This is a genomic window from Paenibacillus sp. FSL F4-0125 (assembly GCF_038008565.1).
GTDB lineage: Bacteria > Bacillota > Bacilli > Paenibacillales > Paenibacillaceae > Paenibacillus_AQ.
In genome coordinates this window covers 1,729,542-1,756,518 of record NZ_JBBOZJ010000001.1, presented here as the reverse complement: position 1 = coordinate 1,756,518, position 26,977 = coordinate 1,729,542, and the positions used below count along the sequence as shown (strand labels likewise).

Annotated in this window: 26 protein-coding genes and 1 riboswitch; of the genes, 7 read left to right on the top strand and 19 right to left on the bottom strand. The window is 45.9% G+C overall.

Going from position 1 to position 26,977, the window contains the following annotated elements:
• Positions 1 to 77 precede the first annotated feature (77 nt).
• The 6 genes from NST74_RS07725 to spoVAC form a co-directional block, all read right to left on the bottom strand.
• On the bottom strand, positions 78 to 2,318 hold the full coding sequence (locus NST74_RS07725; protein WP_341111285.1) for a DUF4129 domain-containing transglutaminase family protein: 2,241 nt from the start codon (positions 2,316 to 2,318) through the stop codon (positions 78 to 80).
• 1 nt (position 2,319) lies between these two features.
• Positions 2,320 to 3,564, bottom strand: coding sequence for a DUF58 domain-containing protein (locus NST74_RS07720; RefSeq protein ID WP_341111283.1), 1,245 nt, complete (start codon positions 3,562 to 3,564; stop codon positions 2,320 to 2,322).
• Between the two features lies 1 nt (position 3,565).
• Complete coding sequence (locus NST74_RS07715) at positions 3,566 to 4,522, bottom strand: AAA family ATPase (protein WP_341111281.1); 957 nt, start codon at positions 4,520 to 4,522, stop codon at positions 3,566 to 3,568.
• Positions 4,523 to 4,713: 191 nt separating this feature from the next.
• Complete coding sequence (gene spoVAE, locus NST74_RS07710) at positions 4,714 to 5,064, bottom strand: stage V sporulation protein AE (RefSeq protein ID WP_036675923.1); 351 nt, start codon at positions 5,062 to 5,064, stop codon at positions 4,714 to 4,716.
• Between the two features lie 2 nt (positions 5,065 to 5,066).
• Complete coding sequence (gene spoVAD / locus NST74_RS07705; protein ID WP_042125367.1) at positions 5,067 to 6,098, bottom strand: stage V sporulation protein AD; 1,032 nt, start codon at positions 6,096 to 6,098, stop codon at positions 5,067 to 5,069.
• Positions 6,095 to 6,598 (bottom strand): stage V sporulation protein AC, encoded by a 504-nt coding sequence (gene spoVAC, locus NST74_RS07700; protein WP_042125365.1) that lies wholly within the window; start codon positions 6,596 to 6,598, stop codon positions 6,095 to 6,097. Before spoVAC ends, spoVAD begins: the two co-directional genes overlap by 4 nt.
• A 517-nt stretch (positions 6,599 to 7,115) precedes the next feature.
• Here spoVAC and NST74_RS07695 point away from each other — a divergent pair.
• Complete coding sequence (locus NST74_RS07695; protein WP_042125363.1) at positions 7,116 to 8,189, top strand: M42 family metallopeptidase; 1,074 nt, start codon at positions 7,116 to 7,118, stop codon at positions 8,187 to 8,189.
• Positions 8,190 to 8,268: 79 nt separating this feature from the next.
• Here the strand turns inward: NST74_RS07695 and NST74_RS07690 are convergent, their stop codons facing one another.
• The 3 genes from NST74_RS07690 to NST74_RS07680 form a co-directional block, all read right to left on the bottom strand.
• Positions 8,269 to 9,168, bottom strand: a complete 900-nt coding sequence (locus tag NST74_RS07690) for an aldo/keto reductase (protein WP_341111278.1) — start codon at positions 9,166 to 9,168, stop codon at positions 8,269 to 8,271.
• 133 nt (positions 9,169 to 9,301) lie between these two features.
• Positions 9,302 to 9,616, bottom strand: a complete 315-nt coding sequence (locus NST74_RS07685; protein ID WP_341111277.1) for a DMT family transporter — start codon at positions 9,614 to 9,616, stop codon at positions 9,302 to 9,304.
• Positions 9,617 to 9,961, bottom strand: a complete 345-nt coding sequence (locus NST74_RS07680) for a DMT family transporter (protein WP_042125357.1) — start codon at positions 9,959 to 9,961, stop codon at positions 9,617 to 9,619.
• Positions 9,962 to 10,047: 86 nt separating this feature from the next.
• Positions 10,048 to 10,156: riboswitch (guanidine-I (ykkC/yxkD leader) on the bottom strand.
• Between the two features lie 148 nt (positions 10,157 to 10,304).
• Here NST74_RS07680 and NST74_RS07675 point away from each other — a divergent pair.
• Together NST74_RS07675 and NST74_RS07670 are read left to right on the top strand one after the other, a co-directional pair.
• Complete coding sequence (locus tag NST74_RS07675) at positions 10,305 to 11,243, top strand: MBL fold metallo-hydrolase (protein WP_341111274.1); 939 nt, start codon at positions 10,305 to 10,307, stop codon at positions 11,241 to 11,243.
• Between the two features lie 88 nt (positions 11,244 to 11,331).
• On the top strand, positions 11,332 to 11,676 hold the full coding sequence (locus NST74_RS07670) for a hypothetical protein (RefSeq protein ID WP_341111272.1): 345 nt from the start codon (positions 11,332 to 11,334) through the stop codon (positions 11,674 to 11,676).
• Positions 11,677 to 11,734: 58 nt separating this feature from the next.
• Here the strand turns inward: NST74_RS07670 and NST74_RS07665 are convergent, their stop codons facing one another.
• From NST74_RS07665 to NST74_RS07640, 6 genes are all read right to left on the bottom strand, one after another.
• The gene (locus tag NST74_RS07665; RefSeq protein ID WP_341111270.1) at positions 11,735 to 12,151 is read right to left on the bottom strand and encodes an HIT family protein; all 417 of its coding nucleotides are present in this window, start codon (positions 12,149 to 12,151) and stop codon (positions 11,735 to 11,737) included.
• A gap of 377 nt (positions 12,152 to 12,528) precedes the next feature.
• Positions 12,529 to 12,903, bottom strand: a complete 375-nt coding sequence (locus NST74_RS07660; protein ID WP_341111269.1) for a hypothetical protein — start codon at positions 12,901 to 12,903, stop codon at positions 12,529 to 12,531.
• Between the two features lie 4 nt (positions 12,904 to 12,907).
• Positions 12,908 to 13,108 carry a hypothetical protein gene (locus tag NST74_RS07655; protein ID WP_341111268.1) on the bottom strand — a complete coding sequence of 67 codons (201 nt, stop codon included), beginning with the start codon at positions 13,106 to 13,108 and terminating at the stop codon, positions 12,908 to 12,910.
• Positions 13,109 to 13,291: 183 nt separating this feature from the next.
• Positions 13,292 to 13,648: a rhodanese-like domain-containing protein gene (locus NST74_RS07650; protein WP_341111267.1), complete on the bottom strand. Its 357-nt coding sequence runs from the start codon at positions 13,646 to 13,648 to the stop codon at positions 13,292 to 13,294.
• Entirely contained in the window at positions 13,648 to 14,061 is a 414-nt protein-coding gene (locus NST74_RS07645) for a rhodanese-like domain-containing protein (protein WP_052414515.1), read from the bottom strand. The genes NST74_RS07650 and NST74_RS07645 overlap by 1 nt, the downstream gene beginning before the upstream one ends.
• Before the next feature lie 5 nt (positions 14,062 to 14,066).
• Positions 14,067 to 14,387, bottom strand: a complete 321-nt coding sequence (locus NST74_RS07640; protein ID WP_042125346.1) for a rhodanese-like domain-containing protein — start codon at positions 14,385 to 14,387, stop codon at positions 14,067 to 14,069.
• A gap of 101 nt (positions 14,388 to 14,488) precedes the next feature.
• Here NST74_RS07640 and NST74_RS07635 point away from each other — a divergent pair, with 101 nt between their 5' ends.
• Both NST74_RS07635 and NST74_RS07630 read left to right on the top strand, forming a co-directional pair.
• Positions 14,489 to 14,773 (top strand): ArsR/SmtB family transcription factor, encoded by a 285-nt coding sequence (locus NST74_RS07635; protein WP_042125344.1) that lies wholly within the window; start codon positions 14,489 to 14,491, stop codon positions 14,771 to 14,773.
• A gap of 6 nt (positions 14,774 to 14,779) precedes the next feature.
• Entirely contained in the window at positions 14,780 to 17,335 is a 2,556-nt protein-coding gene (locus NST74_RS07630) for an FAD-dependent oxidoreductase (protein WP_341111265.1), read from the top strand.
• A 161-nt stretch (positions 17,336 to 17,496) separates the two neighbouring features.
• On the opposite strand, the gene NST74_RS07625 is transcribed toward NST74_RS07630, so the two are convergent.
• The 4 genes from NST74_RS07625 to NST74_RS07610 form a co-directional block, all read right to left on the bottom strand.
• Entirely contained in the window at positions 17,497 to 19,326 is a 1,830-nt protein-coding gene (locus NST74_RS07625) for an RCC1 domain-containing protein (RefSeq protein WP_341111263.1), read from the bottom strand.
• 53 nt (positions 19,327 to 19,379) lie between these two features.
• Entirely contained in the window at positions 19,380 to 21,449 is a 2,070-nt protein-coding gene (locus NST74_RS07620) for an exosporium glycoprotein BclB-related protein (protein WP_341111261.1), read from the bottom strand.
• A gap of 14 nt (positions 21,450 to 21,463) precedes the next feature.
• Positions 21,464 to 23,287 (bottom strand): glycosyltransferase, encoded by a 1,824-nt coding sequence (locus NST74_RS07615; RefSeq protein WP_341111259.1) that lies wholly within the window; start codon positions 23,285 to 23,287, stop codon positions 21,464 to 21,466.
• A 611-nt stretch (positions 23,288 to 23,898) separates the two neighbouring features.
• Positions 23,899 to 24,363, bottom strand: a complete 465-nt coding sequence (locus tag NST74_RS07610; RefSeq protein WP_042125340.1) for an Lrp/AsnC family transcriptional regulator — start codon at positions 24,361 to 24,363, stop codon at positions 23,899 to 23,901.
• Between the two features lie 181 nt (positions 24,364 to 24,544).
• Between NST74_RS07610 and NST74_RS07605 the strand changes: the two genes are divergently transcribed.
• Positions 24,545 to 25,702 (top strand): serine hydrolase domain-containing protein, encoded by a 1,158-nt coding sequence (locus tag NST74_RS07605; RefSeq protein WP_445668132.1) that lies wholly within the window; start codon positions 24,545 to 24,547, stop codon positions 25,700 to 25,702.
• The gene (locus NST74_RS07600; protein WP_341111258.1) at positions 25,692 to 26,855 is read left to right on the top strand and encodes an MFS transporter; all 1,164 of its coding nucleotides are present in this window, start codon (positions 25,692 to 25,694) and stop codon (positions 26,853 to 26,855) included. The genes NST74_RS07605 and NST74_RS07600 overlap by 11 nt, the downstream gene beginning before the upstream one ends.
• Positions 26,856 to 26,977 lie beyond the last annotated feature (122 nt).

Below are 26,977 nucleotides of genomic sequence, written 5' to 3'. Positions count from 1 at the left end.
CGATTTCATACAAAAAACTATAACATACTCCATGCGCTACGCAAATAAATCTATATCAATGATTTACTGCAATCGCGCTATTTCTTCGATCTAATCGTTCTCCGCAGCCGCAAAGCTTCAGTATACACGCTCTGCCAGTCTTTGTCTTCAATAACATCAGGGCTATACTTCGCTTGTTCAAACATCGTTAACAGTGAAGAAAGATGATTGGCCACAGCGGGTCGTTCCTGACTCCAGCGGACTACGGCTTCACGCAATGTTTCATGTTCTTCTTTCATCATTCCCTTACGATGCAAATACCTTACCCAGCACTCAGTTTCCGCCACAACTTTCTGATCAGGTGTTAATGGACGACCCATCCGCATCTGTTGAATGAAGAAGCGAAGCTTAAAGCGCATATGCCAAGTTTTAAAAATTGTCCAGGAAAGCAGTACAACCACTGCCGCCAAAACTACCCATAAACCTACATGTAAGCCTTGATCTCCTTGTGTATTAGTTACAGGTGCTGGTGTAGGTTCTGCTGCATCTTCTTGATCTTCCGGATCTGTTTCAGGTATTTGCTCATTCTGAGTCAGAAGAGGCACATTAAATCCCGGAGTAGCTTCAACCGGAATCCAACCATACTCACCAAAATAGACCTCTGCCCAAGAATGGGCATCTGCATTGGTAATCGTATAGTTATTGTTCGCTGCACCCGCCTGCTGCTGCGCCGGATTCATAGGCATTTCTGGCTGTTCCCCAGGTGCATACCCCTTAACCCATCTTGCAGGAATGTTAAGGGACCGTGCCATAGTAACCAGTGCCGTAGAATAATAATCACAGTAGCCTTCCTTCAGCTCAAACAAAAATCCATCCACAAAATCCTTACTTGAAACGCGTGATATATCCGGCTTGTTGGTATATGGAAAGGTTTGTTGTAAGTATTGTTGCAAAAGCGCTGTTTTTTCATACGGTGTTTTTGCTTGTGCTGTAATTTCCTCGGCCAGTTCCTTAACCCTTTGAGGGAAATCGTCAGGTAGCTGAAGGAAGCTTTCCTCCAGATCATTACCTTTGTATAGCTCCTCATAGGTCTTCGCTGTCAATTCCTGAACAGGAATGACAGGAACTTCAGAAGTCACCTCAAAGCTCGAAGGATAATCGCGGTTCTTCCCATTAATATCCCATAAAAGCTCACTATCACGATCTCTCCAAAAAAGACCTTTTCCAGCTTCCTCATCATTTAACGAATCCACCGATGTAACTGAATACGCACCGAACAACACAGGAAATTCATTATTGTTAAGCACTCTAACCGTTTGTTTCAATGTTCGGGTAGTGACCTTAGGGGCAGCATTTTGCTCCAAGAGTTTACCTGTCTCCACTTCTTCTACAGGTCCCCGCTTCAATCGATCCTTATCCGTCCATCCGCTTCCGGAGTAGATCCTGCGTGTCTCTCCACGCATATAAATCCGCAAGTCCGAAACCACTGTCATCACCGGAGTATAATCGAAGTTAAAGCCCCCACCCAGATTATCATCATTCAGACTGTAGCCAGACGAAGTATTATTAATAGAGGAGCTTGAGCCCGTATTGGATTTCGATGTTCCAGTTGTGCTCTTACCAGAAGACTTTCCATTTCCATTCCATTCTTGCCATGCTGTATATGGATCCGTCAAAGTAGGCCTTACATCCGGCATATTCACACCGATTAGGATAACCAAAGAGAAGACGATTGCGATATTCATGACTATTTTCGAGGGATATTCCATCAAATGTACCCATCCACGCGGATAATGTAGCTGAAAACTTCTCAGGTGCTGGCTGACAAGCCATCCCATACCCGCAAATACCGTCCAAGCCACTTCTTGCCACAATACAATAGACGTAAAGGAATCAAGGGCCGCCAGCGCTACAATGTTCATTCCAATAAACCATAAGATACGCTTCTTCGAGGATACCCACCAAGACGAAAGCAACAGCAAAGCAGATGCACCAATTGCAAACCAGATATACGGCACCATATGAACACTAATATCCTGGAGCCTATCTGCAAGGGTTAATGCCCATGGGTCAGGAACATAAATCCCATAATTAGTAATGGTTCGATAAACGATATAGATAATAGCTACTGCTTCCATCAACAGTCTAAACTTAACTTTAACAGGGATAAGAATTTCAATGACTGTAATCGTTATTAAAGCAGCCCATACAGAAGCAGTGGTTTGATTTAACCAGATGGGTTCCGTATAAGAAATCCACTGCTGTGCAATAATCAATAGCCAAAATAGGCCAATGGAACGGTGCCAGGAGAATTTTATCTGATTCCACCAGGTTCTCATATCAGCCCTCCCCTCCTAACACGGAAGGAAGCTCTTGAAGTGAGCTAATACCATAACCGTTTATTCCACGTGATCTAAGGACATCAATCCAATCGTTACCTTTATTCATCTCTGCCGAATTTCGCACATGAATGTGAGAAGCTGTCATCCCTCTGCTGTCAGCCCAACGCAGTGCATCAAGTACAGGCTGTCCACGCTGCGGGCTGATCAACACGAAGTAAGAACCCTTAGGAAACATACGGTATCCTTTTTCCAATCGGGAGATAAGCGGACCCCGCCCTTCAGCGTTAAGATCGATTAAATACTGAATCATCTTCTGTCGTTCAGCAGCACCTTCAACGGGTGCAAATACCTTCGTGGTTTTATCCAAACAACATAGGCCAATTCCAATTCTCTCTCGAATTCCATATCCGAGTAGTGATGCCGTCACAGAAACTGCTAATTCGAATTGATTCGTATTCATATAAGCTGATGCGCTTCCGTCAAGAACTAGAATGGTTTTGGGAATCGACTCATGCTCAAACTCTTTGGATTTCCAAGAACCGGTCTTAGCAGTGGCATTCCAGTGAATTCGCGTCAAGCGATCACCGTATACATAGTCACGGACGCCATTAATTTGTGTGGTTTCACGCCGAGATTGAACAACGGAGGTCTGCGGCCCTGATAGTCGGGACTTCCTCTCATATAACTGCCAGCGCGGAACGTAAATCGCACGAGGCAACACCTGAAACTGTCCTTCAGATAAAAATGTCCCTTTATGCTCGACAAGCCCAAATATATCTTGGCTGATAATATCCGTATTAGCGAACGTATAGGTACCACGCTCTAAGGCTGGTGTCTGGAACTTCAGTTCTCCAATGCCTCTGAGGCTTGGGATCACACTCTCTTCAAACACCCACGATTCTCCATTATGCCGTTTAAGCACCTCTCTTACAACTACGTAAGGCAAGGGCAAAATGCCGGGGATTGTAACCTTAAGTTTTACACGAAGATGCCCTCCTGCAGAGAGCAAATCCCCTTTGTCCTGCTCAGAAAAAAGACTGCGAGTGCCCTTAGATCGCCGAACGCCTCCTAAACCTCCAGCAATCAAATATGCAATAAGCACAGAGACCATGATAAACAACATAAATGCCGTTTTCCCGCCCTGAAAAAGTACATATAAGAGTGTAATGCTCCAAATTACAAGGATGCTTGCGAGCTTAGATGGCTGAATGATGGCTGCTACCGACGACAAATAACGTCTCATATCATTGCCTCATCGTAACAGGCACATGAATGCTCTGCAGAAGCTTTTGAAGCAAAGCTTCTACGCTAATATTATCAAGGCGCGACTCTGGACGCAGCAATATCCGATGACCCAAGGCAAATGGAGTAAGGATCTTCACGTCATCAGGCAGAACATAGTCTCGCCCCTGCAAAAAGGCATAAGCTTTACAAGCCATCATAAAGGATAGTGACGCACGTGGACTTGCACCTAGCATTACTAGTGGATGCTCTCTTGTCTGCCGTACAATATCTAACAAGTAATTCAGTACAGGATCGCTCATGAAGATGTCGCGAATCTCTTCCTGAATTCCTGCGATTTGTTCCATGCTTGTTACTGGCGAAAGCCTGTCCACTGGTTGACCTTCCTGATGACTCAACAATAGATTTTTCTCAGTCGCTGCATCAGGATATCCAAGGCTAATTCTTAGCATAAATCGATCCAATTGAGCTTCAGGCAGCGTGTAAGTTCCCTCAAAATCTATCGGATTCTGGGTAGCGCACAACATAAAAGGATGCGGAAGTGGATACGTCTCGCCATCCACAGTTACGTTTCGTTCCTCCATCACTTCGAGAAGTGCGGATTGTGTTTTCGTTGTAGCACGGTTAATTTCATCGGCTAGCAGAATATTCGTCATCACCGGACCTGGCCGGAAATGAAACATCTCATCCCTAGGATGATACACAGAAACACCTGTAATATCACTTGGAAGTATATCCGGATTACATTGAATCCGGCGGTATTCACCGGACATTGATCTTGAAAGTGCTCGGATTAACTGAGTTTTTCCTGTTCCCGGTACATCCTCGATCAATACATGACCACCAGCAAGCAGTGCAGTTAACAGTAATTGTATTTCAAATGATTTTCCAAGTATGCAGGATTCCAGATTAGTGCGTACAGCATTCATGATGTGCATCGATTCTTGACGTACGGGCATATATGATCCTCCTAGCCAGAATAAGCAGTATTATTTATATTTTACATGATTAGGGGACCCAAAGTACATTGTTGAAGATCACGAAGTCAGTATACAAAAAAAACCATAAGATGAAACATCCTACAATTTTTAAACAAAAAACGGTTGCCGTCTTTTCAGACGACAACCGTTTCAAATAGAATCATACTTGGCTAACCCTTAGGACGTACTACTAAAGCAGCCAAAAAGGAGAACACAATAGCTGACGAAATACCCGCACTTGTAATATCAAAAATCCCCGTTACTACGCCAATCCAGCCATCTCGCTCCAGCTCTGTTAATGCACCGTGGACCAAGGAATTCCCAAAGCTTGTGATTGGAATGGTTGCACCAGCACCTGCGAACTTCACCAGCGGATCGTATATTCCAAAAGCATCCGCAATCGCCCCGGCAACTACTAATGTACTCATGGTATGTGCAGGTGTCAGCTTCAATACATCGAACATCAGCTGCCCTATAACGCAAATGGCTCCTCCAATCAGAAAAGCCCATAAGTAGATCATCATTATGCTTCACCTCCACTTTCTATCGCAACAGCATGAGCCACACACGGAATACTCTCTCCTTGCTGATAAGACAAAGGGGATAACAGTGCACCCGTTGCGACTATTAACACCCGTTTAAGTTGACCCTTTTTTAAACGTTTAAGAATATGGCCATAGGTTACAACCGCTGAACATCCGCAACCGCTTCCCCCTGCGATTACATATTTCTGTTTCTCCAGGTCGTAAATGAGCAGACCGCAATCATCAAAAGTAGTTTGCTCCATAGGAATTCCCTCTTTAGCTAACAGGGTTTTGGCTATAGGTAAGCCCACAGATGCCAGGTCTCCGGTAACAATTAAATCATAGTGCCCGGGCGATAGGCCTGTATCCCGAAAGTGCGCAGTAATGGTATCCGCCGCCGCGGGTGCCATAGCCGTACCCATATTAAAAGGATCTGTCAAACCAAGATCCATAATACGTCCAAGTGTGGCTGAAACCACAACTGGATGGTTACCAGAGCCGTCATTTTGACCTACTACAGCACAGCCCGAACCTGTAACTGTATATTGTGCTGTCGGGGGTTTCTGCGAGCCATATTCCGTTGGATAACGAAACTGCTTCTCCACTGTACAGTTATGGCTGGATGTTCCCGCGAGCACATACTTACTGCCTCCAGAATCAACGATCATTGAGGCAATAGCAAGGCTCTCCATAGAAGTAGAGCAAGCACCAAAGACTCCGAGATAAGGCACACCTAATTTTCTCGCCGCGAAAGAGCTGCTGATAATCTGGTTCATCAAATCGCCGCCAACAAAAAACTCCAGCTTTTGTTTATCGATATTCGCATTAATCAGAGCCAGATGGGAAGCCTTCTCGAACAAAGCGCGCTCGGCCTTCTCCCATGTCTTCTCGTCCATTTCCAGCGTATCAAATATAAAATCAAAATCTGAAGCTAAAGGACCTTCTCCCTCCTCTGGGCCAACTACTGCGGAAGAACCTAAAATAACGGGACGGTTCGTGAACTCCCAAGTTTGACTACCAAGCTGTTTCATGTATGTGCACCTCCACCTGTGCCCAAGATGAGATACACGATCCCAATGATGAAAGCAGCGACAGCACCAAATACGATGACTGAACCCGCTAGCTTAAACATATTGCCGCCTACACCAAGCACAAGGCCCTCAGCGCGGTGTTCTAAAGCTGCAGAGCACATACTGTTTGCGAACCCCGTAACGGGAACTGCAGTTCCAGCACCAGCCCACTGAGCCATCTTGTCGTACACACCAAAACTGGTCAGGATTACAGAGAGCAGTATCATCACCGCTACTGTCGGACTGGCGGCTTCCTTGGAGGTCATATCGAATATGGCCATAAATGCCTCCTGAATACCTTGTCCAATAACACAGATTATGCCGCCAGCAATAAACGCTCGTATGCAGTTCTTAAATACGGGCCTAGCAGGAACAAAGGGCTTGGACAATTTCTCGTAATCTTGTGGAGTCAGGGTGTCAAGCTTCAGCTTGACACCAGATTTCTTAGTTTTCGCCGGCATTGAGGCACCTCCTGAAAGTTAGGCGAAGGGGGCTGACAAGCATTATTGTACTCACTTTAAAGCCCCTCAAGTTGTTCTTCGCTTAGAAGTTTTCCTTATTGTTTGCCATCCTCCGCTTCGTTATGTCCCTCCAGTTCAGGAAAAATACAGTAACACTACAATCAGCAATAAAAAGAGCACAAAAATAAGTACTGCTTCTCTTTCCCTTGGATTGTGGCGCCAGTATCGCCTGCGCGTTCCGTTTCCTTGTAGGCTTTTACTAGAGAATCCTCCCTGCACCCTTCTTGGGGGTACGCTACCCGCTACCCTCATTCGTCTTCGCATCCTTTCTAAGGCTCCTGCCACCAAAGCCTCTAATGCATAGTATTCGTGGAGCTCGTGCCCGGTGTTCAATGTCTCTAATCATGGACAAGTGAGCTCAGAATGTTCATACTAGGTTGAAGGAAGAAATAACGATGCCATCCATTATGGATAACATCCGTTTCTCGTAGAAATATAAGAATTGGAGTGAATTCATATGAATCAAGAAACATTAGACATGTTTAAAACACTTACCGAATTTCCCTCAGCCCCAGGATTTGAGCGCGAACTCCGCGCTTACGTCAAGGATGCTATGACTCCTTATACTGATGAGTTCGTACAGGATCGTCTCGGAAGCTTGTTCGGCGTGCTGCGCGGCGAAGAGAACGGACCAAAGATTATGGTCGCCGGGCACTTTGACGAGGTAGGTTTCATGGTAACTGGAATTACTAACACCGGGATGATTCGTTTTCAACCTCTTGGCGGCTGGCTTGCCTCTGCTGTTGCATCCCAGCGCCTACATATCATTACACCTAAAGGAACGCTGACCGGTGTTGTTGGCAGCACGCCTATCCATTTGCTAAGCAACGAAGAACGCGGCAAGACTGGTGAGATAAGCAAAATGTATATCGATATTGGTGCAGACAGCCGTGAGGAAGCAGAAAGCTTTGGCGTTAGACCAGGCCAACAAGTTCTGCCGATTTGTCCGTTTACCCCCCTTGCGAATCCCAAAAAAATCTTGGCGAAAGCTTGGGACAACCGTTACGGCGTAGGTCTCGCCATTGAACTAGTTAAAGCATTGCACGGTAAAAAGCTGCCGAATACCGTTTTTGCTGGTGCTACTGTACAAGAGGAAGTAGGCTTGCGGGGCGCGCGTACTGCGGCTAATCTCCTGTCACCGGACATCTTCTTCGGTCTGGACGCGAGCGCTGCTGCCGATATGACAGGCGACAGCCAAGCATTTGGCCACCTGGGTAAAGGAGCTCTCCTGCGCATCTTTGATCCTACGATGGTTACACATCGCGGTCTGATTGAATATGTACAAGATACAGCGGATACCCACCGGATCAAATATCAGTACTTTGTTTCTCAAGGTGGAACAGATGCGGGGCAAGTCCATGTTAGTGGAATCGGCGTTCCTTCTGCTGTAATCGGAATATGCTCCCGCTACATACACACCGCTTCATCAGTGATTCACAGCGATGACTACGATGCTGCTAAAGAGCTTCTGATCAAGCTGGTAGAAGGTCTTGACCGGACTACGTTACAGACGATTATTGAAAACAGCTAATCGCATAAGAAATGAATGAAGAAGCCCTCAAACACTTTCGCAGTGAATGAGGGCTTCTTTTTATGTGAATAGAACTGATTTAAATCATATCCAGCGGCACTTTCCAAGACGGTATTGGGAAAGCTTCATCCAGCTTCCAAATTTCATCCTTACTTAGGGTAATCAAGCCTGCGGCAGCATTCTCGATGACATGTTCGCGAGAAGAAGCTTTTGGAATAGAAATAATATCCTCTTCACGCATTGTCCAAGCTAGCATAATCTGAAGCGGAGTTGCATTATGCACACTGGCGATTTCCTGAACGACTTCACTCTCGATCACTCCTTTTCGGAGTGAACCTGCTTGAGCAAGCGGTGAGTAAGCCATTACCGGGATCTTGTGGCTTCGTTGCCATGGCAGCAATTCAGTTTCAATTCCTCTGGACCCTAAATGATATAGAATCTGATTGGTAGCACAATGAGTTCCTCCAGCAATACCAAGCAGTTCTTTCATATCGTCGACATCGAAATTGGATACACCCCATCTTGCTATTTTCCCTTGAGAGACTAGTTTCTCCATACCTACAACAGTCTCTTCTAGTGGAATATCTCCCCGCCAATGCAGCAGATAAAGATCCAGATGATCCGTATTCAAGCGTTTTAAGCTTTCTTCACAACTGCGGATAAGGCGCTCATCCCCGGCATTATGTGGATAGACTTTTGACACCAAGAAAACTTGATCTCGAATACCTTTGATAGCCTCACCCACTAAAAGCTCCGAGCGCCCGTCCCCATACATCTCAGCCGTATCTATTAAATTCATGCCTAGTTCCACGCCTAATCGCAGGGCAGCGATCTCTTCCTCCCTGCGGGATGCGTCATCGCCCATATTCCAAGTTCCCTGCCCGATTCTGGGAAGTGACGTTCCATCTGGAAGCAGCATGCGGTTAGATTGGTTCATTCTTGCGATTTCAGCCAAATGTTCGATTGAATCCTTAGTCATATTAAAAATCCCCTTATTGAAGTATTGTATACTTACTTTATACGACCTATAAGAACCTTTCTAAACATCTGAATCGTGTCTAAATTTTAACTAATCTCTCTTTTGTAGAGAAAAATTACGAATGAATCCCAAACTAAGCTATCAGTTTTAGTCCCACAGCGGCCCCCAGAATCATAATTATACAGACGATCCGGCGCCAGTCTTTGGCCTCTCCATACAATATCATCCCCAGAATCGCTCCGCCGGATGCACCGATCCCCGTCCATACCGCATAAGCTGTTCCCATCGGCAGACTCTTCATTGCTAAAGACAGAAACAGAAAGCTTGCTCCGAAACCAAGAAAGAGCAGCGCGAACGACATGAAATTCCGGTGTTTATTCAACCTATTAATCATAGCTACTCCAAACATTTCAAATAAACCAGCAACAACCAGAAATACCCATGCCATTTAAGACTCCCCCTTTACTTCGGCTTCTTTGGTCACCATTTTCAATCCTATAACGCCTGCCAGCAAAATAACCACTAGAACCAGCTTCATCAACTTGAACGGTTCTCCGAATAAAACCATGTCCGCAACTACTGTACCTGCAGTTCCTAGACCAACAAACACGGAATAAACCGTGCCGACCGGCAATTTGGTACTCGCTGAAATCATCACATAGAAGCTTATTATTATAGCTACCACAGTTATCAGCCACTCCCACATCGTGGAGGCATGTTTTAAGCCGATGACCCACATGACCTCGAAAACAGCTGCACCAACTACCTTTAACCACTCTGAATTGTTCTTCATTCCAAGCCCTCCTTCAATTCACTAACTTTATAATTGCCCACGAAACAAACAAATAAGCCCGGAAGGTCATCGTCATTTATAACGATACCTCCCGGGCTTTTATCCCTCCGTGTAGACACGAACGATGCTGTTCGTGCGTTTTCCCTCGGACCAGACCAGCTGTGCACCAGCTGCGGAACCCTAGAAAACAATAACTATTAAGTTACATCGTATGGTAGCAAATCGGGGTGATAAAATCAACCTTTTCTAAATAAAAAAAGAACAATCTCACAGCGATCAATTCCATAAAATTGTAAAATAGCAAAAGTATTGATGCTTGATTCCCTATGAAAAGAGGTTGATCATGTTTCACTCCAGACATTTTAATTGTGTACCGATAACCGAAGGAATTTACGTCCTTGAAGCCAAGGAGCAAGGCGGAGCCATGAGCAATGCAGGATTAATAGATATGGGCGACCACACATTAATTTTCGACACGTTCAATACTCCACAAGCAGGTAAAGATCTTAGAGAGGCTGCTTTATATTTTTTTAATCAACCCATAAAATACATCATCAACAGTCATTGGCATGGAGACCATGTTAGAGGAAACCAACACTTTTCGGAGGAACTAATAGTATCTTCTAGTACTACAAGAGAGCTCATGATGAAGACTCAACCTGAATGGCTCAATCGTATGAGGAACCTTCTCCCTAACCTAGACGAAGACATTCTTAAACTAAACGCTTCTATTGATCACGAACATCATGCTTTGAAACAAAAAGAACTGTCCTCTGAGCTTTCCTATCTACTAGAAATCAAAGAGTCCATACTAACACTTAAAGTGACGCTGCCTCAGCTGACCTATGATCGAAAAATAACCCTACACGGATCAGCGAGAACCGTTGAACTCTTATCGGTGGGTGCAGCACATACTGATTGTGATACAATTCTATATTCACCTTCGGATTCCATCGCTTTTGTTGGAGATATTGTCGCCGTTCATAATCATCCACTCCTAGTAGATGGTGACCCTATATCATGGTTGGAGGCACTTACTTTCATCGAGAGTTTAAATGTAGACCTGTTAGTCCCTGGACATGGACCTGCTGCTTCTAGCCCTTATATCCAACAAATCAGACAATATATAAATGATCTAATTAGCATTAGTAAACAAATGGTTGTGGAGAATGCTCTGATGGACGTGAATGATATAGAAATTCCTGAGCCGTACCTTCACTGGAAGTTTGGCAGTATTTTTTATCGGAATCTTGAGTTTCTAATCAAAACAGCTAATCGCTGATTCCATTCCCTTAAATCCATTTATTCGATATTATGGTACAATTTTAAAAAGTACAGCTTATAATGAACAACTGGGAGGGCGATCAATAATGGTGTTTGGAATCCTGTTTATTGGAGTTGTTGTATTTATTATCATACAGGCCGTAGTTCGCAATGGTTCAAGCAGCTCAAACAGCAACAGATTTGAGGGGAATAGACGTGAGGATGCGGCCAGTATGTCTTTTATGGCAGCCAGCCATCCAGATCTAATAGATCTAAATAACCCGAATCACTCTAATCACTCTAATCACCACCAACATCATCACCATCACGGTGGCGACTCCCATCATCATTCCGGACATCACAACGGGCATAGTTGGAGTGGGGATAGCGGGCACAGTAGCGGGGGAGATTTCGGTGGAGGAGATTCTGGCGGCGGTGGCGGATGTGATTAGTGCGCTCTGTTTAAAGAAAAGGGCATCCTGATATTGCTTCAGGAATGCCTTTTTATGTTTATTGCTTTTTTAATAAGTTAAGAATCTTTGCTTGCGTGTGACTTAATAACTTCTCAGCACCGTGCGGGTGTAGTGGTTCACTCCAAGCGAATCCGTCGCCTTCGTATCTAGGGATGAGGTGCATATGGTAATGGGTCAAATCATTAAACTTTCCGCCATTTTGGCATATGCTTATGCCATCCGGTTTGAACAATGTTTTCAGAACGACTGATAACTTCTTCGACCCATCCATTATCGCATACGAAGTCTCTGAATCGATTTCTTCGAGATCCCAGTAATGCTTTTTAGGAAGGATCAGAGTATGCCCTTCGTTAAACGGAGCGATATCTAGTACACAAGTAATAAATTCATTTTCATATACTACTTTTACGTTAGGCTCAATTCCATTAGCAATCCGACATCCCAAACATTCCATATTGCACACTCCATCCTATATCTAAGGTCATGTCATTAAAAGCGATCCTAGCGCATTTTTACCGGATGTACGGAGGCTTCGCCTGCGTTGCATTCGTCCAAAAATACACACTTTGGTGTTGTTATACAAATTACGGGAAGGAATGATATCCTCTTCGCGTATTCTCCATTTCCGATGCAATATTGCTCTCGTGTAATATCCCAGAATGCTTTTTGTACCTCTTTCGCCCATTTCACGCCTTTCAGCCGATATCTAGGGGATTTTTGTACCTCTTTATGAAAGCTTACCATAGTTGATCATCCTTAAAGGAATGCTTATATTCATATCGGCAAACTCTACCACTCTTCTCCAAAACTATAGGACTAAACTTTCCTTTATTACAGAGAAAGACTCAAACCTTTTATAGCCGTACGCTTATCAATCCCAAGCACCTTCACCAAATCAACCGGTCGAATACAACCATTCGAACGCACAGCAATCCGCAAAATATCACGCTCCAGTCGGCTGAACTCCTCCTTCTCTTCCAGCCTCAATGCGAGGTACGGCATCAGCAACGGCCGAAGCAAAGTAATCGTAAGTTCAGGACTTGCTTCCAGGTCATCATAAGGAATCGCCACCACCCGATAACCCGCGATTTGCAGATAAGTCTCTCGATTTAGCTCCTGCCGATAGCGCCTCCTGTCTGTATTTTGCACATGCGGGCCGTAGCCTTTTACTTCAAACGCAAATTTCACCTGCCCAGGTTTCCACACAAAATCAACAAAGTAGGGCCTGCTGCGCCAATCCAATATATTCAGGATGGAGGTCATTAAGATGACCCATCATAGGCCACCATACCTTCTCCAAAAACATCCGCTCACCATGGCCATGTCCCCGCTTCAATCTCCCCCGCCTTTCTCCCGTCCTTCGACTTATATGCTCCTCTACCCACTTACGATGTTCCTCCGCAAATCCCATACGTCACCCTCCTCCTCGACATAAAAAAATCCCGCACCCAATATCGGTACGGGACGTGCTTCGTCCTATTAATCAAAAGTATAGTATTCGCTTTCTGATACTGTACTGTCAATAACACTCTACTATCAACGTTAAAGCAACCTCAGTGAGCCTATCCTCAATATAAAATGAAATCCACTAAGCCTACCTCCGACCCAACTTCCCATCCCAGCTACTTACCCCGCCCTGCAAATGTGCAAGTCGAGTATATCCGTGCTTACTTAGAATCCGTGCTGCACTTTTGCTTCGCATACCACTGCGGCAGTAGAGTAGCACATCCCGATCTTTCGGGATTTCCCCTAGTCGCTGCTCCAGCTGGGATAATGGGATGTTTTTCGCCCCCTGAATAAATCCACTCTTGTATTCATCCGATTCGCGTACATCGATCACGAGCTTTGTTTTAGATCTATCCATTTCATTGCGGAATTCTGCCGGCTTCAATGTTCTAACACTTGCGCTTTTACCAAATCCGAGACGGGACATCCATGAGCTTAAATCCATTATCCTTCACAACAACCTTTCACAGAAATGTCGGAGAGCGTTCTTTTGTTCCCTAAAAAATCACCGTTTACCGCATATAACTTTCGAAAGCCCTGCTTATAAAGAATTCTCGCAGCTTTGTTTCTTTTATAATAACTATCTGCAAGAATTAGGACCGAATCGCCCGGGGATAGACAATGCTGCCATACATAAGCTAGCCGCCCAAGCGATATATTTATCGAACCACGGATATTGTTCTTCTCATAATCTACGGCATCCCTCACATCGAGCATTTTCATGTCCAATGATTGATCTGCTAATTCGCGAACGTCGCGTGCTTCCACAAATGAGAGTGAACGGACAGGCCAAGCGTAACGTAGGACCCGCACAAGACTTATTACTAATAGAACAAATAGTATGATCCGAACCGTCATGGCTATTACCCCCGCACCAAAAAATCATCCGTCCAAGCACCTAATCCACCCGTCATGTTCACAACATTGTATCCCTTTTCGCTCAGCAGCTCACACGCCAGTCCACTTCGACCACCACTTAAGCACATCACAATTGTCTCTGCATTAGGATCTAGTTCATCTATACGCATTAACAGCTGTCCAAGCGGAATATGCTTAGCACCGATCACATGTCCCTCCACCCATTCGGCGGGTTCGCGTACATCCAGCAGCGTAGGAGCTTCTCCATTCTTCAGACGTTCCGCCACTTGCTGAGGAGTAATTTCCTTTGGAATTTTAAAAGCCATCGAGCATCTCTCCTTCTCTTTTGTAAAAATAACTTGATTTTTATATCACTATATCATAATATTACGATATAAGGATATTGTAAAGCGAGGAGTTCATAACCATGGACAAAAATTTTAAAGCCTATAACCAAACCGCCGAAACCTTAAAGGCTATCGCTCATCCCGTTCGCTTATGCATCATTAAAGGACTGCTTGAAAAAGGCAGCTGCAACGTTAGCTTCATGCAAGACTGTCTTGACCTTCCACAATCTACGGTATCACAGCATTTACAGAAGCTTAGATCCCTAGGCATTGTCGAAACCGAACGTAATGGACTGGAAATTAACTATTCCGTTAAAGACGAGAAGATCAAACATCTAATTCAGCTATTTTTAGGGGAGGACTAAATCATCATGAGTAAAAAAGTACTGATTGTCGGAGGAGTTGCAGGAGGCGCATCAGCCGCCGCCAGGCTTCGGAGATTAGATGAAGAGGCTCATATTGTAATGTTTGAGCGTGATCCGTACATTTCTTTTGCCAATTGCGGACTACCTTATTATATCGGAGGTTCCATTCAGGACCGTTCCAAGCTGCTGGTGCAGACACCGGAGGCGATGCATAAACGGTTTAACATCGATGTTCGGATTCAAAGTGAAGTGGTGTCTATCGACCCTGTGAACAAGAAAGTACGAGTAGAAAGTATAGAAAAAGGCTCCTATGAAGAGAGCTATGATGCGCTTATTTTATCACCCGGTGCTAAACCGATTCGTCCGAATCTACCTGGTATCGAGAGTTCCAAAATTCACATGCTGCGCAACATTCCCGACACTGACAAAATCAAAACCAAAGTCGCAGCCGAAGGCACTCGTTCCGCCGTTGTCATTGGTGGTGGATTTATCGGTGTTGAGATGGCTGAGAACCTTAGAGAAGCTGGACTGGAAGTATCCTTGATCGAGGCGGGTCCGCAAATCTTAGCTCCGTTCGATCCTGAAATGTCTTCTATTTTGGCAAAAGAGCTTGATGAGCATGGCGTTAATCTTATTTTTTCGGATATGGTTCAAGGGTTTGCAGATGTTGGTGAACAAATAGAAGTTCAATTGGCAAGTGGCACGGTACTGCAAAGTGATATGGTTCTGCTGGCTATCGGCGTTTCGCCGGACACCTCTTTCCTGAAGGATAGTGGCTTAGAGTTCGGTCCACGCGGGCATATCTTGGTCAACGAGCGTATGGAGACAAATTTGGATCAGGTTTACGCTGTCGGTGACGCGATCGAAGTGGTGGATTTCGTAAACGGAACTAAAACCGCTATTCCATTAGCAGGTCCTGCCAATAAACAAGGGCGGATTGCAGCGGACAACGTTAGCGGTCTAAACACTACTTATAAAGGTTCCCAAGGAACTTCCATTATCAAAGTATTTGGAATCACAGGCGCTTCTACCGGCAATAACGAAAAAACACTACAGCGCTTGGGCTTACCTTATCACGTGATTTACGTACATCCAAGCTCTCATGCAACCTATTACCCTGGGGCAACTCCGATTTCTATGAAGCTGATCTTTGATCCAAAAGGTACGGTGCTAGGAGCACAAGCTGTCGGTTACAGTGGAGTAGATAAACGTATCGACGATATCGCCACAGTTATTCGGTTCAGAGGTACGGTCACTGATTTATCGGAATTGGAGCTTTCTTACGCCCCTCCTTATTCTTCCGCTAAAGATCCGGTGAATATGGCTGGCTTTGCCGCTGAAAATATTTTGCAAGGCATGACCACGGTATTCGTTCCAAAGAATTTAGAAGGACGCGACAAGAACAACACCATATTAGTTGACGTGCGTTCGGAAATCGAACATGCCAACGGTCATATTGAAGGCTCCATTAACATCCCTGTAGATGATTTGCGTGGTCGTCTAGCCGAGCTTGACCCTAGTAAAGAAATTTGGGTGTATTGCCAAGTTGGACTTAGAGGCTACACAGCTTCCCGGATTTTGCAGCAAAAAGGTTTCCGTGTGAAGAATCTGACCGGAGGCTATAAGACGTACCAACTGAGCAAATTTACTCCTACGAAAAAAGATATCTCAGCGCCAACTGCTACGATTTCAGCAGCCAGCAAAGAGATTGCAGCAGCGGGATCTGGGTCAGCGACGGCGTCTGGATCAGCAATGGCGACGGCCACGAGAAATGAAAATGTGATTCCCGTATCCGCACCAGCCAAACAAGAAATAGATCTAACACCTGATTCCGTGCTTGATGCTTGCGGACTATGCTGTCCCGGGCCGCTGATTCAAGTCAAGATGAGCATGGACCCGCTCTTGGACGGACAAATCTTGAAGGTAACGGCTTCCGATCCGGGATTCTATGAAGATATTAAGGCATGGGCTCGCATGTCTAAGCACACGCTTTTGCAATTAACGAAGCTGCCTACGGGTATGATCGAAGCTTATCTGTGCAAAGGATTGAGCGAAGAATCCGCACTAGCAGGAGCACAACCCGTCCAAACTAGTAACGCAAGTACGATGGTTGTGTTCAGCGGGGATTTGGATAAAGCGATCGCTTCCTTCATCATTGCTAATGGAGCAGCCTCCAGCGGCAAAAAAGTGACGATGTTCTTTACCTTCTGGGGTCTCAATATTATCCGCAAGGATGAGAAGGTGCCTGTGAACAAGAATATTATCGGCAAAATGTTCGGAGCGATGATGCCCCGCGGCAGTCGGAAGCTAACGCTTTCGAATATGAACATGATGGGCATGGGCTCCAAAATGATTCGCTCTGTAATGAAGAACAACAATGTCTCTTCTTTGGAAGAGTTGATTCAGATGGCTGTCGACCAAGGTGTCGAGATCGTTGCCTGCCAAATGTCTATGGACCTTATGGGCATCACTCGTGAAGAACTGATCGACGGCGTAAAAATCGGCGGTGTAGGGTATTACCTCGGTCAAGCCGATCAATCTAATCATAATCTATTTATCTAAATTGTTATCATTAAAGAGACTCCTCTATTTATTTAGAAGAGCCTCTTTTTTAACCACAAAGACACTTGCTTTCAAATAACAAAGCAGAGAGTTTTCTCTTTCGACATACAAAAATAGGAAATTTTCTGTCACTTAGGCATGGAATTCCCTACTCTTCAAATTCAATTAGTTTCTTCTACAAGTGAAATTGTAACCGGATCAATGACATTAGTATAAGTGCCGTCACCAAGCTGGGCTAGTCCATTGTAACCCCAAGTCAGCAAGGCTCCCTCTTCGCTAACCGCGCCGCCGCTCATATAACCTGCACTAATAGCAACGATACGACTGCCAATATTGAGCATTGACGCGATAGAACGCTCTGACTCAGCTCCACCACCGAGTTGACCTTCGTTGTTCGCTCCCCATATCCATACGGTTCCGTCCCTCTTCAGCGCTATGCTGTGCAAGGCGCCAGCGGATACGCTGATCACTGAGCCAAGATCCACCGCTTGAACGGGAGTATAATGATCTTCGGTTGTCCCATCACCCAAAATCCCCTTGGCGTTCGTTCCCCAGCTCCATACAGTTCCGTCCTTTTTCACTGCCATGCTGTGGTAGAAACCGGCAGATACGGACGCAACGCCGTTTAATTCAGCAATCTGCACGGGAGTCGAGCGGTCAATCTTTGTGTTATCGCCGAGTTGACCATACGCATTGAACCCCCATGCATAAACCTGACCCTCGCGGCTAACCGCTAGATTATGAAAGGCTCCGGCCGAGATTGATGCGATTGACTCCAAGCCTACAACCTGCACCGGTAATCCGCTATCCTCGTTGGTACCATTTCCAAGCTGCCCATAAGCATTAAGTCCCCACGCCCACACTGTTCCATCGGACAATAACGCTAACGAATGCTGCTCACCCGCTTGAACCGCTACGACATGCGCCAATCCAGGCACTTGCTGCGGCATAAGCTGGGACTCCAACGTACCATTACCCAGCTGACCCACACTATTTCCTCCCCATGTCCAAGCCGTTCCGTCCGTCGCAAGTGCGATGGAATGGTCTTGTCCAACGGAGGCGGCGCTTATCTCCGGCAAACCAACAATTCGCACAGGCTTATTACGAGTAATGGTCGTGCTATCACCGAGCTGACCTTTCCTATTATTGCCCCAAGCCCATACGGTACCATCCGGCTGGACAGTCAATGTATGGAAGGAATTCCCGTTGCCCATGTTCATAACCGGACCAACCACACTTACATCATCAAGTGTACTAACCTTCAACTCGTTACTGATTGCTGATTTGTTCCCCGCTTCGTCTATAGCTTGTACTAAAAAGGTGTACTCCTGTCCAGCCTTCAAGTTGACGGCCGAGTAGACTGTTGTGCTGACCGTTACTTCTGCCAACAGATTAGAGTCCTGATATAGAACATATTCCTCAACTCCCACATTATCATCGGATGAACTCCATGCCATGCTAATACTATCCGATGTGCGACCGATAAGACTTAACCTAGGGCTACTCGGCGGTTCTTGATCGGCTAGTAGGAGTTCCTCTTCCTTCGCTGTCGGAGATTGTGCTTCTGCTGGAAGCGTACTTGCGATTAAAGGGAGACTTGTTTTTGACACAGGTCCAGATAAATTTACCGCTTGGACCGTGAATGTATAGCTCCGGTCAGAAGCTAATCCCTTCACCATATACTCCGTTAACCCACCTGAATTAAAGGTGTAGACCACATCGGTCACGCTAGAATTGGTCTGCTCCGCTAGGCTTACCTTATAACTCACATCGGAGTCAGAGCTTCCCACTACGGCATCCCAGGTAAGTCCGATGCTTGTGGGGGTTGTACCGCTAACTGCCAGATTCACCGGTGCAGCCAGCAGCTTTACCTGTTCAAAAGCACGCCCTTTTGCATACCCCGCAGACGGAAATTGAATGACGAATGGAAATATAAGAACTAACACCAACAGTAAGCTCAATCTTTTTATCGAAACTAGCTTTCTTGCCATATTTAATCACTTCCTATCAAACAAAATGGATGGTTCCAGCCCCAAATCTTGAATTACTTAATTTCAATTCCAGCGCTCGCATAACCTGTTACTGCATTTATCAAGCTTAGACCGGTAGCTGTAGAAGTGAATACTAACATTAAGCGATCACCAGCCTGAACAGCAGCATTTAATCCTGTTGCTGATCCGGTACTAATAGATCCGATAGATATTATTCCCGTAAAACCAGGCACAAATGATACTGCTGCACCACTAATAGGAGTAAAACTATTGCTGTTACTACCCGCTTTATACATTTGTGCTTGAATGTTTACGGTTGTGCCTACTAAAGAAATTGCTGTAGTTGTACTGAAGAAAGCATACATTGAAGTAATCGTACCATTACGCGGAACGACAAACGCCAGGTTAAGATTCGAACCATAATTTCCAGTCAAATCTATTGTATTACCTATTGTGCTAGCTCCTGAGTACGAATTGCCAAATCCGAGCATTGCCACTGTGCCGGTTAATCCCCCGGCGATTGTCGTTACGGTAATTGGTGCTCCGGAAGAGAATGGAATTATTGTTGATGCGCCTGATGCGCCAGCTGCCCCGGTTGCTCCGGTTGCTCCTTGAATGCCTTGGACTCCCTGTGGTCCGGTTGCTCCGGTTGCTCCAGTCGCGCCGACTGCTCCAGTTACACCGTTAGCTCCAACCGCCCCGGTTGCTCCGGTTACTCCTTGAATGCCTTGGACTCCCTGTAGTCCGGTTGCTCCAGTCGCTCCAACTGCTCCAGTTACACCGTTAGCTCCAGCCGCCCCGGTTGCTCCGGTTACTCCTTGAATGCCTTGGACTCCCTGTAGTCCGGTCGCTCCGGTTGCTCCAGTAGCACCGACTGCCCCAGCTACACCGTTAGCTCCAGCCGCCCCGGTTGCTCCTTGAATGCCTTGGACTCCCTGTGGTCCGGTTGCTCCGGTTGCTCCAGTCGCTCCAACTGCTCCAGTTACACCGTTAGCTCCAGCCGCCCCGGTTGCTCCTTGAATGCCTTGGACTCCCTGTGGTCCGGTTGCTCCTACAGCTCCAGTTGCGCCAGTTGCTCCAACTGCTCCGGTTGCTCCCGTAGCGCCTTGCGGTCCACTGGAGCCAGAGGACCCGTTTTGACCTGCTGCGCCAGTTGCACCTGTGTCTCCCTTATCACCTTTTGAACCTGTCTGGCCTAATGCCACCATTCCTAATACTTCAACGAAGGAAGCCACTCCTCCATTATGGATGAGCGTCACCAATGCCCCTGTAGGCAACACACCCTTGCCATTGTCTCCGAACAGAACTGAATGGGTATTGATTTCGAACTTCGACGTCTGGCCGCTGCTGCTTAACAATTCGATAGAATTCTTCGACATCGAGACGACAGAGCCATGGATAATTCGATCGGATACCGTGCTCGCAAATATTTCCGTCTTAGATAAAATAGAAGCAAATTCGGCACGAGTAGCCGTCTGCTTAGGTTTAAAAGTATTATTAGGGAAACCCGAAATGACATTACGGTTTACTGCAGCATTAATGTAGCCTGCTGCCCAGTCCGATGCGTCTGACGCATCCGAAAAACCGATGTTGCTATCCTTAAACTCTATCGCCTCAGATTCCTTGCCTGCCGCACGAATAATTAGACGTGTTATCCACTCGCGACTTGCTTGCTCTTTTCCCCAGATGACGGTATTTGGTCTCTCTTCCTCACTTGGGATTATTAGGCCGATGTCAATGGCTTGCTGTATCCATACAGTTGCCCATGAATCCACAGTGAAGGGCAGGCTCGTTCCATTTTCTTTTGGTTGCTCATATCCCATGAACCTAAGCACCATAACTACCGCTTCCTGATTCGTGACTGGACGGTTCGGGTTGAAGTTGCCTGAACCATCTCCTTCAATTACCCCTAGTGCGGACGCTTTGGTAATATACTGGTACGCCCATGAAGAAGTATTGACATCGCTGTAAGCCGCTGCGCTCGCCCGGGGTAGAATACCACTAAAGGCAGGGCTCAATGGTGCAATTAACTGACTCATTAAAATAAATGCCATTGAGCTCTTGTAGGCTAATTGACTCCCATTCTTCTTGCCACTTGCCTTCGCTCTCTTTAGTCTTGCCATTAACAATATCCCCCTCAAGTATATAAAGTTACGTATTGCTTTAAATAATCGCGATTTGCTATGACGCTCGGATGCTTCGGTACATAACCCCTAGCTAATTCATTGTGATAGTTAGCTTCTTCGTGTTGACCTAAGCGATCATAACAAACACATAATTGCAGATGTGGCAGCCACGTCCATGCCGAATTGTCTATTCTAGCGTTAGGCTCAATCGGCTTAGGAACTTCTGTAGCTAGCTTGTACCAAAAAACAGCATTCTCGAACCGTTGTTCAACTAGCTCATAAGACCCTAATTGGCAACAAGCTTCTGCTCGGGGAGGTGACAATGCAAAGGCTTGAAGTGCTTTAAGCTTAGCTTCTTGAAAGCGGCTTAATTGCGCCAATGCATCGGCGGCACGCCGACTCGCTAGCAGCTTGTCCTCCATCCAGCCATCCGGCATTGCAATGAAGGTATCATATTGCTCTATCGCTCGCTGCCATTGGCCGTGATCATACAATTCATTAGCATAATAAAATAAATCCCGCGGAGTGAAGCTCACCTGCGCTTCGATCATCCCCTCATAGATAAGCAGATTACGCGAAGACTGCGTATGCTTTCTATCATGCGTTATGCCTAACTCGGCATAGAGTACTTTGCCTTCGACCTCCAGGTACTCATGAACGATTCCAATCCAACGGAAACCACAACTTCGTCTAACCAGACGATTCCGCCTTAAACTCGAAGTTACGCTTCCGTCCTTATCTCGGTCGAGATAATAATGCATCGATACGGCATCGATATCCCATGGTAATTCGGATACAATGGACCCTAGAGCCTCTGCATCCTCTGATTGCAGATAATCATCCGCATCCAACCACAGCAGATACTCTTGAGTGGCGAGACTGAAGGCATAATTTCTTGCTTTGGAGAAATCGTTCACCCATTCAAAATCATAAACCCGAGCTCCATAAGAAGCCGCGAGCTCTTTGGTTCCATCACTCGAACCCGTATCCACAATAATGATCTCATCGACTAGCTCCCGCACGCTGGATAAACAACGTCCTAAGGTTTGCTCTTCATTCTTCACGATCATGCATAAGCTGACCGTGACCTTTCGCGTACTGCAATGCAATGACGAAGTTAAATCGAATCCCCATTTACTTATGGCCATAGCACGATTCAAGATTAATCTGTTATTGTACCAATCGGGATCATTGGGATTGACTGAAGGAGGTTCCTTCCGGAAGACTACGCATCCTTCCGCTATGTAAATATCCAGATTCATAGATAATGCGCGATAACACAGATCATCGTCCTCATAGGATTCAACCTCAAACCTCTCATCGAAGGACCCCATCTGCTCAAAATAGTGACGCGGTATCATCATTAGCAAACTGACAAGCCTAGGAACCCGGGTCCAAGACATCGATTTCCCAATGGCAAGCATTGACGCCGACTGATAGAGTTGCTCCATGTTCTGATAAACAATCGGAATCCTTTGGCCACCGCTAACGTCATTCATCCTCGGACCCACGATCGCAGCATTCGGATGATGGTCCAGACAGCCCGACAACTGCTCAAGCCACCCCTCATTTACCATGATCTGATCGCGGATAAATACAAGACGATCACCCGAAGCGGACCGCGCGCCCAGATTAAATGAAGCTGCAACCCCTTTACTCCTGCTATGAATGACATGAACACCGTATTCATAAGCAAGGAAATTCGATACTTCGGCAGATTCATTATCCGAGACAACAATAAGTTCATAGGACATAGACGTATATTGCTTAATTCGATCCAGACATTGTACGGTTACGTTAAAGTGCTGAGCCAACAATATAATGCTAATATTCATTCGCTTTGTACCATCCATTATTATTTAGTTGTAGATCGCTTCCAAATACGATTAATTCCTTAAAGCCCCATATTTCCTCCAACATTCGACAATTCACCTAAATCTACCATTCTATCTGTGGTCCAATCAAGACAACTAAAGTTGCTATTTAATACTCACCCGTACATCAAGAAAATTATCGATTATCTTATCTTTTTTCATACCACTACTAGCATCTTGTACAAGTCATTCCAACAATATATATAAAAAAAGAGCATAAAAATAGTGTACGTTGTCATCACTTTTGTCATATGACATTATGGTATTTAATGTAATATAAGTCATATAGAAGAGAATGAATGGATAATTTAGATTCATTAACTCAATCCTTTAAAACCAAAAAAGCCGCCTCTAAGGGCAGCCTTTTTTCTAAATACATCATTGATTACGAACGTTAGGGATTACTCCATCTTACTCCACTTCATATTGATCTAAAGTACCTACTGAAGAAGTTTGTGTCTTCAATAAAAAATATTTGAGATAGTGGATTATCTAAACCGTTATTACGACCAACGTCCTCTTTTTTACATAGGAGAGTCTTTTTGCGGTGCTATGGGCTGGAAGAGTAATGTTCAATTCTTATTCAGCAAGTTGATGCCCGCTTCTTCAAGCGATGGTATAAGAAATTTATGATCGATTGGCGATGACATCACGATTAGAATGGTGTAGGTACCGTATTTATCACATTGATTTCCGAACTCCTCAAGCGCTCGGGTAGAATCGGTTACTACTTTCAATAAGTAGTTATGTTCGCCACTTATTCGATAACATTCAACGACATCGGGAGACGAACGGCAGAAATCAAGAAATGCATTACAATCCCTTGAATGAAATAACATGTAGGCAGCAGCATGCTTGCCAATCTTTTCAGGGGAAATTATGGTGCGATACTCGCTGATAATACCTTTTTCCTCCATGCGCCTAACTCTTTCCGTAACTGCAGGTTGTGATAAACCGACACATTTTCCCAGCTCTGTCATAGAAATTCTCGCTTGACTCTGAAGGTGAAGAAGAATTTGCTTATCAATATGATCCATTATAATCGCCTCCTTTAAATCTAAGGTCAATCCTATAAACTAACTTGTAATTAATCGTTATAAAGGTAATTTAACTTAGTTACCTTATGTAATCAAGGTACCTTATTTTATATAATAACCCTACAATAGTAAAGCATTTATGACTTTAACTATTCGGAAGGGATGAAGACTGTTGGAGATATTGGATTCACATAAAATTAATTCAGAGGGATTACCCCGTCGTGTCGGTGAGGTAATTGATCGTACACTTGCCGACAAGCGGTTAGTTGGTGCTGTTGTTAAAGTGGCGATAGATGGAGAACTGGTTTATAGCTGCGCTGCCGGTCTTGCCGACCGCGAAAAGAACCTGCTTATGCAAGAAGACGCCTTATTTCGGCTCGCTTCGGTTACTAAACCTATCGTTTCAACTGCTGCTCTAGTATTAGTGGCGCAAGGTCGCCTGCGGTTGGACGATCGTGTTGATCGTTGGCTTCCAGAATTCCAGCCACGTTTGCAGAACGGTGAGGTGGCCACAATGACGATCCGTCATTTGATGACACACACCGCAGGTCTGTCTTACCGTTTCTTTCAAGAAGAGAATGGCTCCTACCAACAAGCAGGAGTATCAGATGGCATGGATCAGCCCGGCATTACGTTGGAAGAGAACCTACGTCGGCTAGCCTCTGTCCCCCTCCTCTATACGCCAGGTACCGAGTGGAGATATTCCATCGCAACAGATGTGCTTGGAGCAGTAATTGCAAAGGTCACAGAGACACCACTCAGCGAGGCCATACATGCGCTCATTACAAAACCGTTGGGTATGAATGATACCGGATTTATTGCAGTCGATTTAGAACGGTTGGCCACTTCCTATACCAATGATAGTCCAGAGCCACGGCCTTTGCTTGATTCGGACAGCATTTCCTTCGTCGAGGGTACAGCAGGATTCTTGCTTGCACCTGGCCGAGCACTGGACGACACTGCCTATCCTTCAGGGGGAGCTGGTATGGTCGGCAGCGCCGGAGACTTTTTGCAACTACTAGAAACATTACGCAAAGGCGGAGCCCCTCTGCTGCCGGAATCTTTGGTTCAGGATATGGCAACCAACCAGATCGGTGATCTGCCAATGGCCTTTTGGCCAGGCCGAGGCTTTGGCCTAGGCATTACGGTACTCAAGGACCCTGCAGCCGCAGACACTCCAGAATCCCCAGGGACATGGCGAATGGGCGGTACCTATGGTCATTCGTGGTTCGTCGATCCCAAGCAGCGGCTCAGTGTTGTCGCGTTCACCAATACCGCACTGGAAGGCATGTCAGGTCAGTTTACAGTTGACCTGTGTGAAGCTATATATGACAACTGAACGTTTCCCATGGGCTGGATTACTTGCCCTTGCTATGACGGGGTTTATCTGTATTCTTACCGAAACCATCCCAGCCGGGCTATTGCTCCAAATTGGGGACGGGCTTGGCGTCTCAGAGGCCCTTGCAGGTCAACTTGTCACTTTGTACGCCCTTGGTTCGCTGTTAGCCGCGATTCCTATAACCACCTTGACACGCGGATGGCGGCGGCGTCCCCTTCTGCTAATGTGCATCCTTGGTTTTCTCGTATTCAACACCGTCACCACTCTTTCTTCAAATTATGTACTTACGCTGGGAGCTCGGTTCTTCGCAGGCGTATCCGCTGGAGTCTTATGGGGCATGATTGCAGGTTATGCCCGGCGTATGGTCCCGGAATCACGCAAGGGCCGAGCTATGGCGGTGGCGATGGTTGGCACGCCTCTCGCTCTGGCACTCGGTGTCCCTGCCGGAACACTTCTTGGCACCCTTGTGGGCTGGCGCTCCATCTTCGGGATCATGTCGCTGCTGGCTCTGATGCTGGTCGCCTGGGTACTTTGGAAGCTACCGGACTATCCAGGGGAGGCTCCTGATAAGCGGCTCCCTCTCTACAAGGTTTTTGTTATTCCAGGGGTACGGCCGGTACTGTTTGTCGTTCTGGCATGGGTGCTAGCACATAACATCCTGTTTACCTACATTGCACCCTATCTTACTCTGGCTGGGCTTACCCAGCGCGTTGACTTGGTACTGCTTATTTTCGGCATTACTGCGCTTATTGGCATCTGGGTCATCGGTATTTTGATCGACCGTAAACTACGTCCATTGGTTCTAATCAGCCTCGTGGCTTTCGCCTTGTCATCCATTGTATTGGGCATTAGCAGCAGCCAACCCATAGTGATCTATCTAGTGGTTGCTGTATGGGGGTTGACGTTCGGAGGAGCGGCTACTTTGCTACAGACAGCAGTTGCTGAAGCAGCTGGCGAAAGTGCAGATGTGGCCCAGTCGATGTTAGTGACGGCATGGAACCTAGCTATCGGCGGTGGCGGCGTGATGGGTGGGATACTTATTGAAACAGTTGGTGTCCGCTCCTTCCCGTTGGTATTGTTTATTCTATTAATTCTTGCGCTACTAGTAGCGTGGCAAGCTAAAGAATACGGATTTCCTTCAAGGAAGCGTTGAGGCACACCTAAGAAATCATGCCACAATCATCAAGTTTACTGATATCGGCAACTGAACAAGAAATTAAAAAAGTAAGCCAGTGGTGCATATTAAATATGACTAATATGGACTACTGGCTTACT

Excerpts from the sequence above, each read along its gene's own strand:
- NST74_RS07725 (WP_341111285.1), bottom strand. The coding sequence starts at position 2,318 with ATGAGAACCTGGTGGAATCAGATAAAATTCTCCTGGCACCGTTCCATT.
- NST74_RS07720 (WP_341111283.1), bottom strand. The coding sequence starts at position 3,564 with ATGAGACGTTATTTGTCGTCGGTAGCAGCCATCATTCAGCCATCTAAG.
- NST74_RS07715 (WP_341111281.1), bottom strand. The coding sequence starts at position 4,522 with ATGCCCGTACGTCAAGAATCGATGCACATCATGAATGCTGTACGCACT.
- spoVAE (WP_036675923.1), bottom strand. The coding sequence starts at position 5,064 with ATGATCTACTTATGGGCTTTTCTGATTGGAGGAGCCATTTGCGTTATA.
- spoVAD (WP_042125367.1), bottom strand. The coding sequence starts at position 6,098 with ATGAAACAGCTTGGTAGTCAAACTTGGGAGTTCACGAACCGTCCCGTT.
- spoVAC (WP_042125365.1), bottom strand. The coding sequence starts at position 6,598 with ATGCCGGCGAAAACTAAGAAATCTGGTGTCAAGCTGAAGCTTGACACC.
- NST74_RS07695 (WP_042125363.1), top strand. The coding sequence starts at position 7,116 with ATGAATCAAGAAACATTAGACATGTTTAAAACACTTACCGAATTTCCC.
- NST74_RS07690 (WP_341111278.1), bottom strand. The coding sequence starts at position 9,168 with ATGACTAAGGATTCAATCGAACATTTGGCTGAAATCGCAAGAATGAAC.
- NST74_RS07685 (WP_341111277.1), bottom strand. The coding sequence starts at position 9,616 with ATGGCATGGGTATTTCTGGTTGTTGCTGGTTTATTTGAAATGTTTGGA.
- NST74_RS07680 (WP_042125357.1), bottom strand. The coding sequence starts at position 9,961 with ATGAAGAACAATTCAGAGTGGTTAAAGGTAGTTGGTGCAGCTGTTTTC.
- NST74_RS07675 (WP_341111274.1), top strand. The coding sequence starts at position 10,305 with ATGTTTCACTCCAGACATTTTAATTGTGTACCGATAACCGAAGGAATT.
- NST74_RS07670 (WP_341111272.1), top strand. The coding sequence starts at position 11,332 with ATGGTGTTTGGAATCCTGTTTATTGGAGTTGTTGTATTTATTATCATA.
- NST74_RS07665 (WP_341111270.1), bottom strand. The coding sequence starts at position 12,151 with ATGGAATGTTTGGGATGTCGGATTGCTAATGGAATTGAGCCTAACGTA.
- NST74_RS07655 (WP_341111268.1), bottom strand. The coding sequence starts at position 13,108 with ATGGGATTTGCGGAGGAACATCGTAAGTGGGTAGAGGAGCATATAAGT.
- NST74_RS07650 (WP_341111267.1), bottom strand. The coding sequence starts at position 13,648 with ATGGATTTAAGCTCATGGATGTCCCGTCTCGGATTTGGTAAAAGCGCA.
- NST74_RS07645 (WP_052414515.1), bottom strand. The coding sequence starts at position 14,061 with ATGACGGTTCGGATCATACTATTTGTTCTATTAGTAATAAGTCTTGTG.
- NST74_RS07640 (WP_042125346.1), bottom strand. The coding sequence starts at position 14,387 with ATGGCTTTTAAAATTCCAAAGGAAATTACTCCTCAGCAAGTGGCGGAA.
- NST74_RS07635 (WP_042125344.1), top strand. The coding sequence starts at position 14,489 with ATGGACAAAAATTTTAAAGCCTATAACCAAACCGCCGAAACCTTAAAG.
- NST74_RS07630 (WP_341111265.1), top strand. The coding sequence starts at position 14,780 with ATGAGTAAAAAAGTACTGATTGTCGGAGGAGTTGCAGGAGGCGCATCA.
- NST74_RS07625 (WP_341111263.1), bottom strand. The coding sequence starts at position 19,326 with ATGGCAAGAAAGCTAGTTTCGATAAAAAGATTGAGCTTACTGTTGGTG.
- NST74_RS07620 (WP_341111261.1), bottom strand. The coding sequence starts at position 21,449 with ATGGCAAGACTAAAGAGAGCGAAGGCAAGTGGCAAGAAGAATGGGAGT.
- NST74_RS07615 (WP_341111259.1), bottom strand. The coding sequence starts at position 23,287 with ATGAATATTAGCATTATATTGTTGGCTCAGCACTTTAACGTAACCGTA.
- NST74_RS07610 (WP_042125340.1), bottom strand. The coding sequence starts at position 24,363 with ATGGATCATATTGATAAGCAAATTCTTCTTCACCTTCAGAGTCAAGCG.
- NST74_RS07600 (WP_341111258.1), top strand. The coding sequence starts at position 25,692 with ATGACAACTGAACGTTTCCCATGGGCTGGATTACTTGCCCTTGCTATG.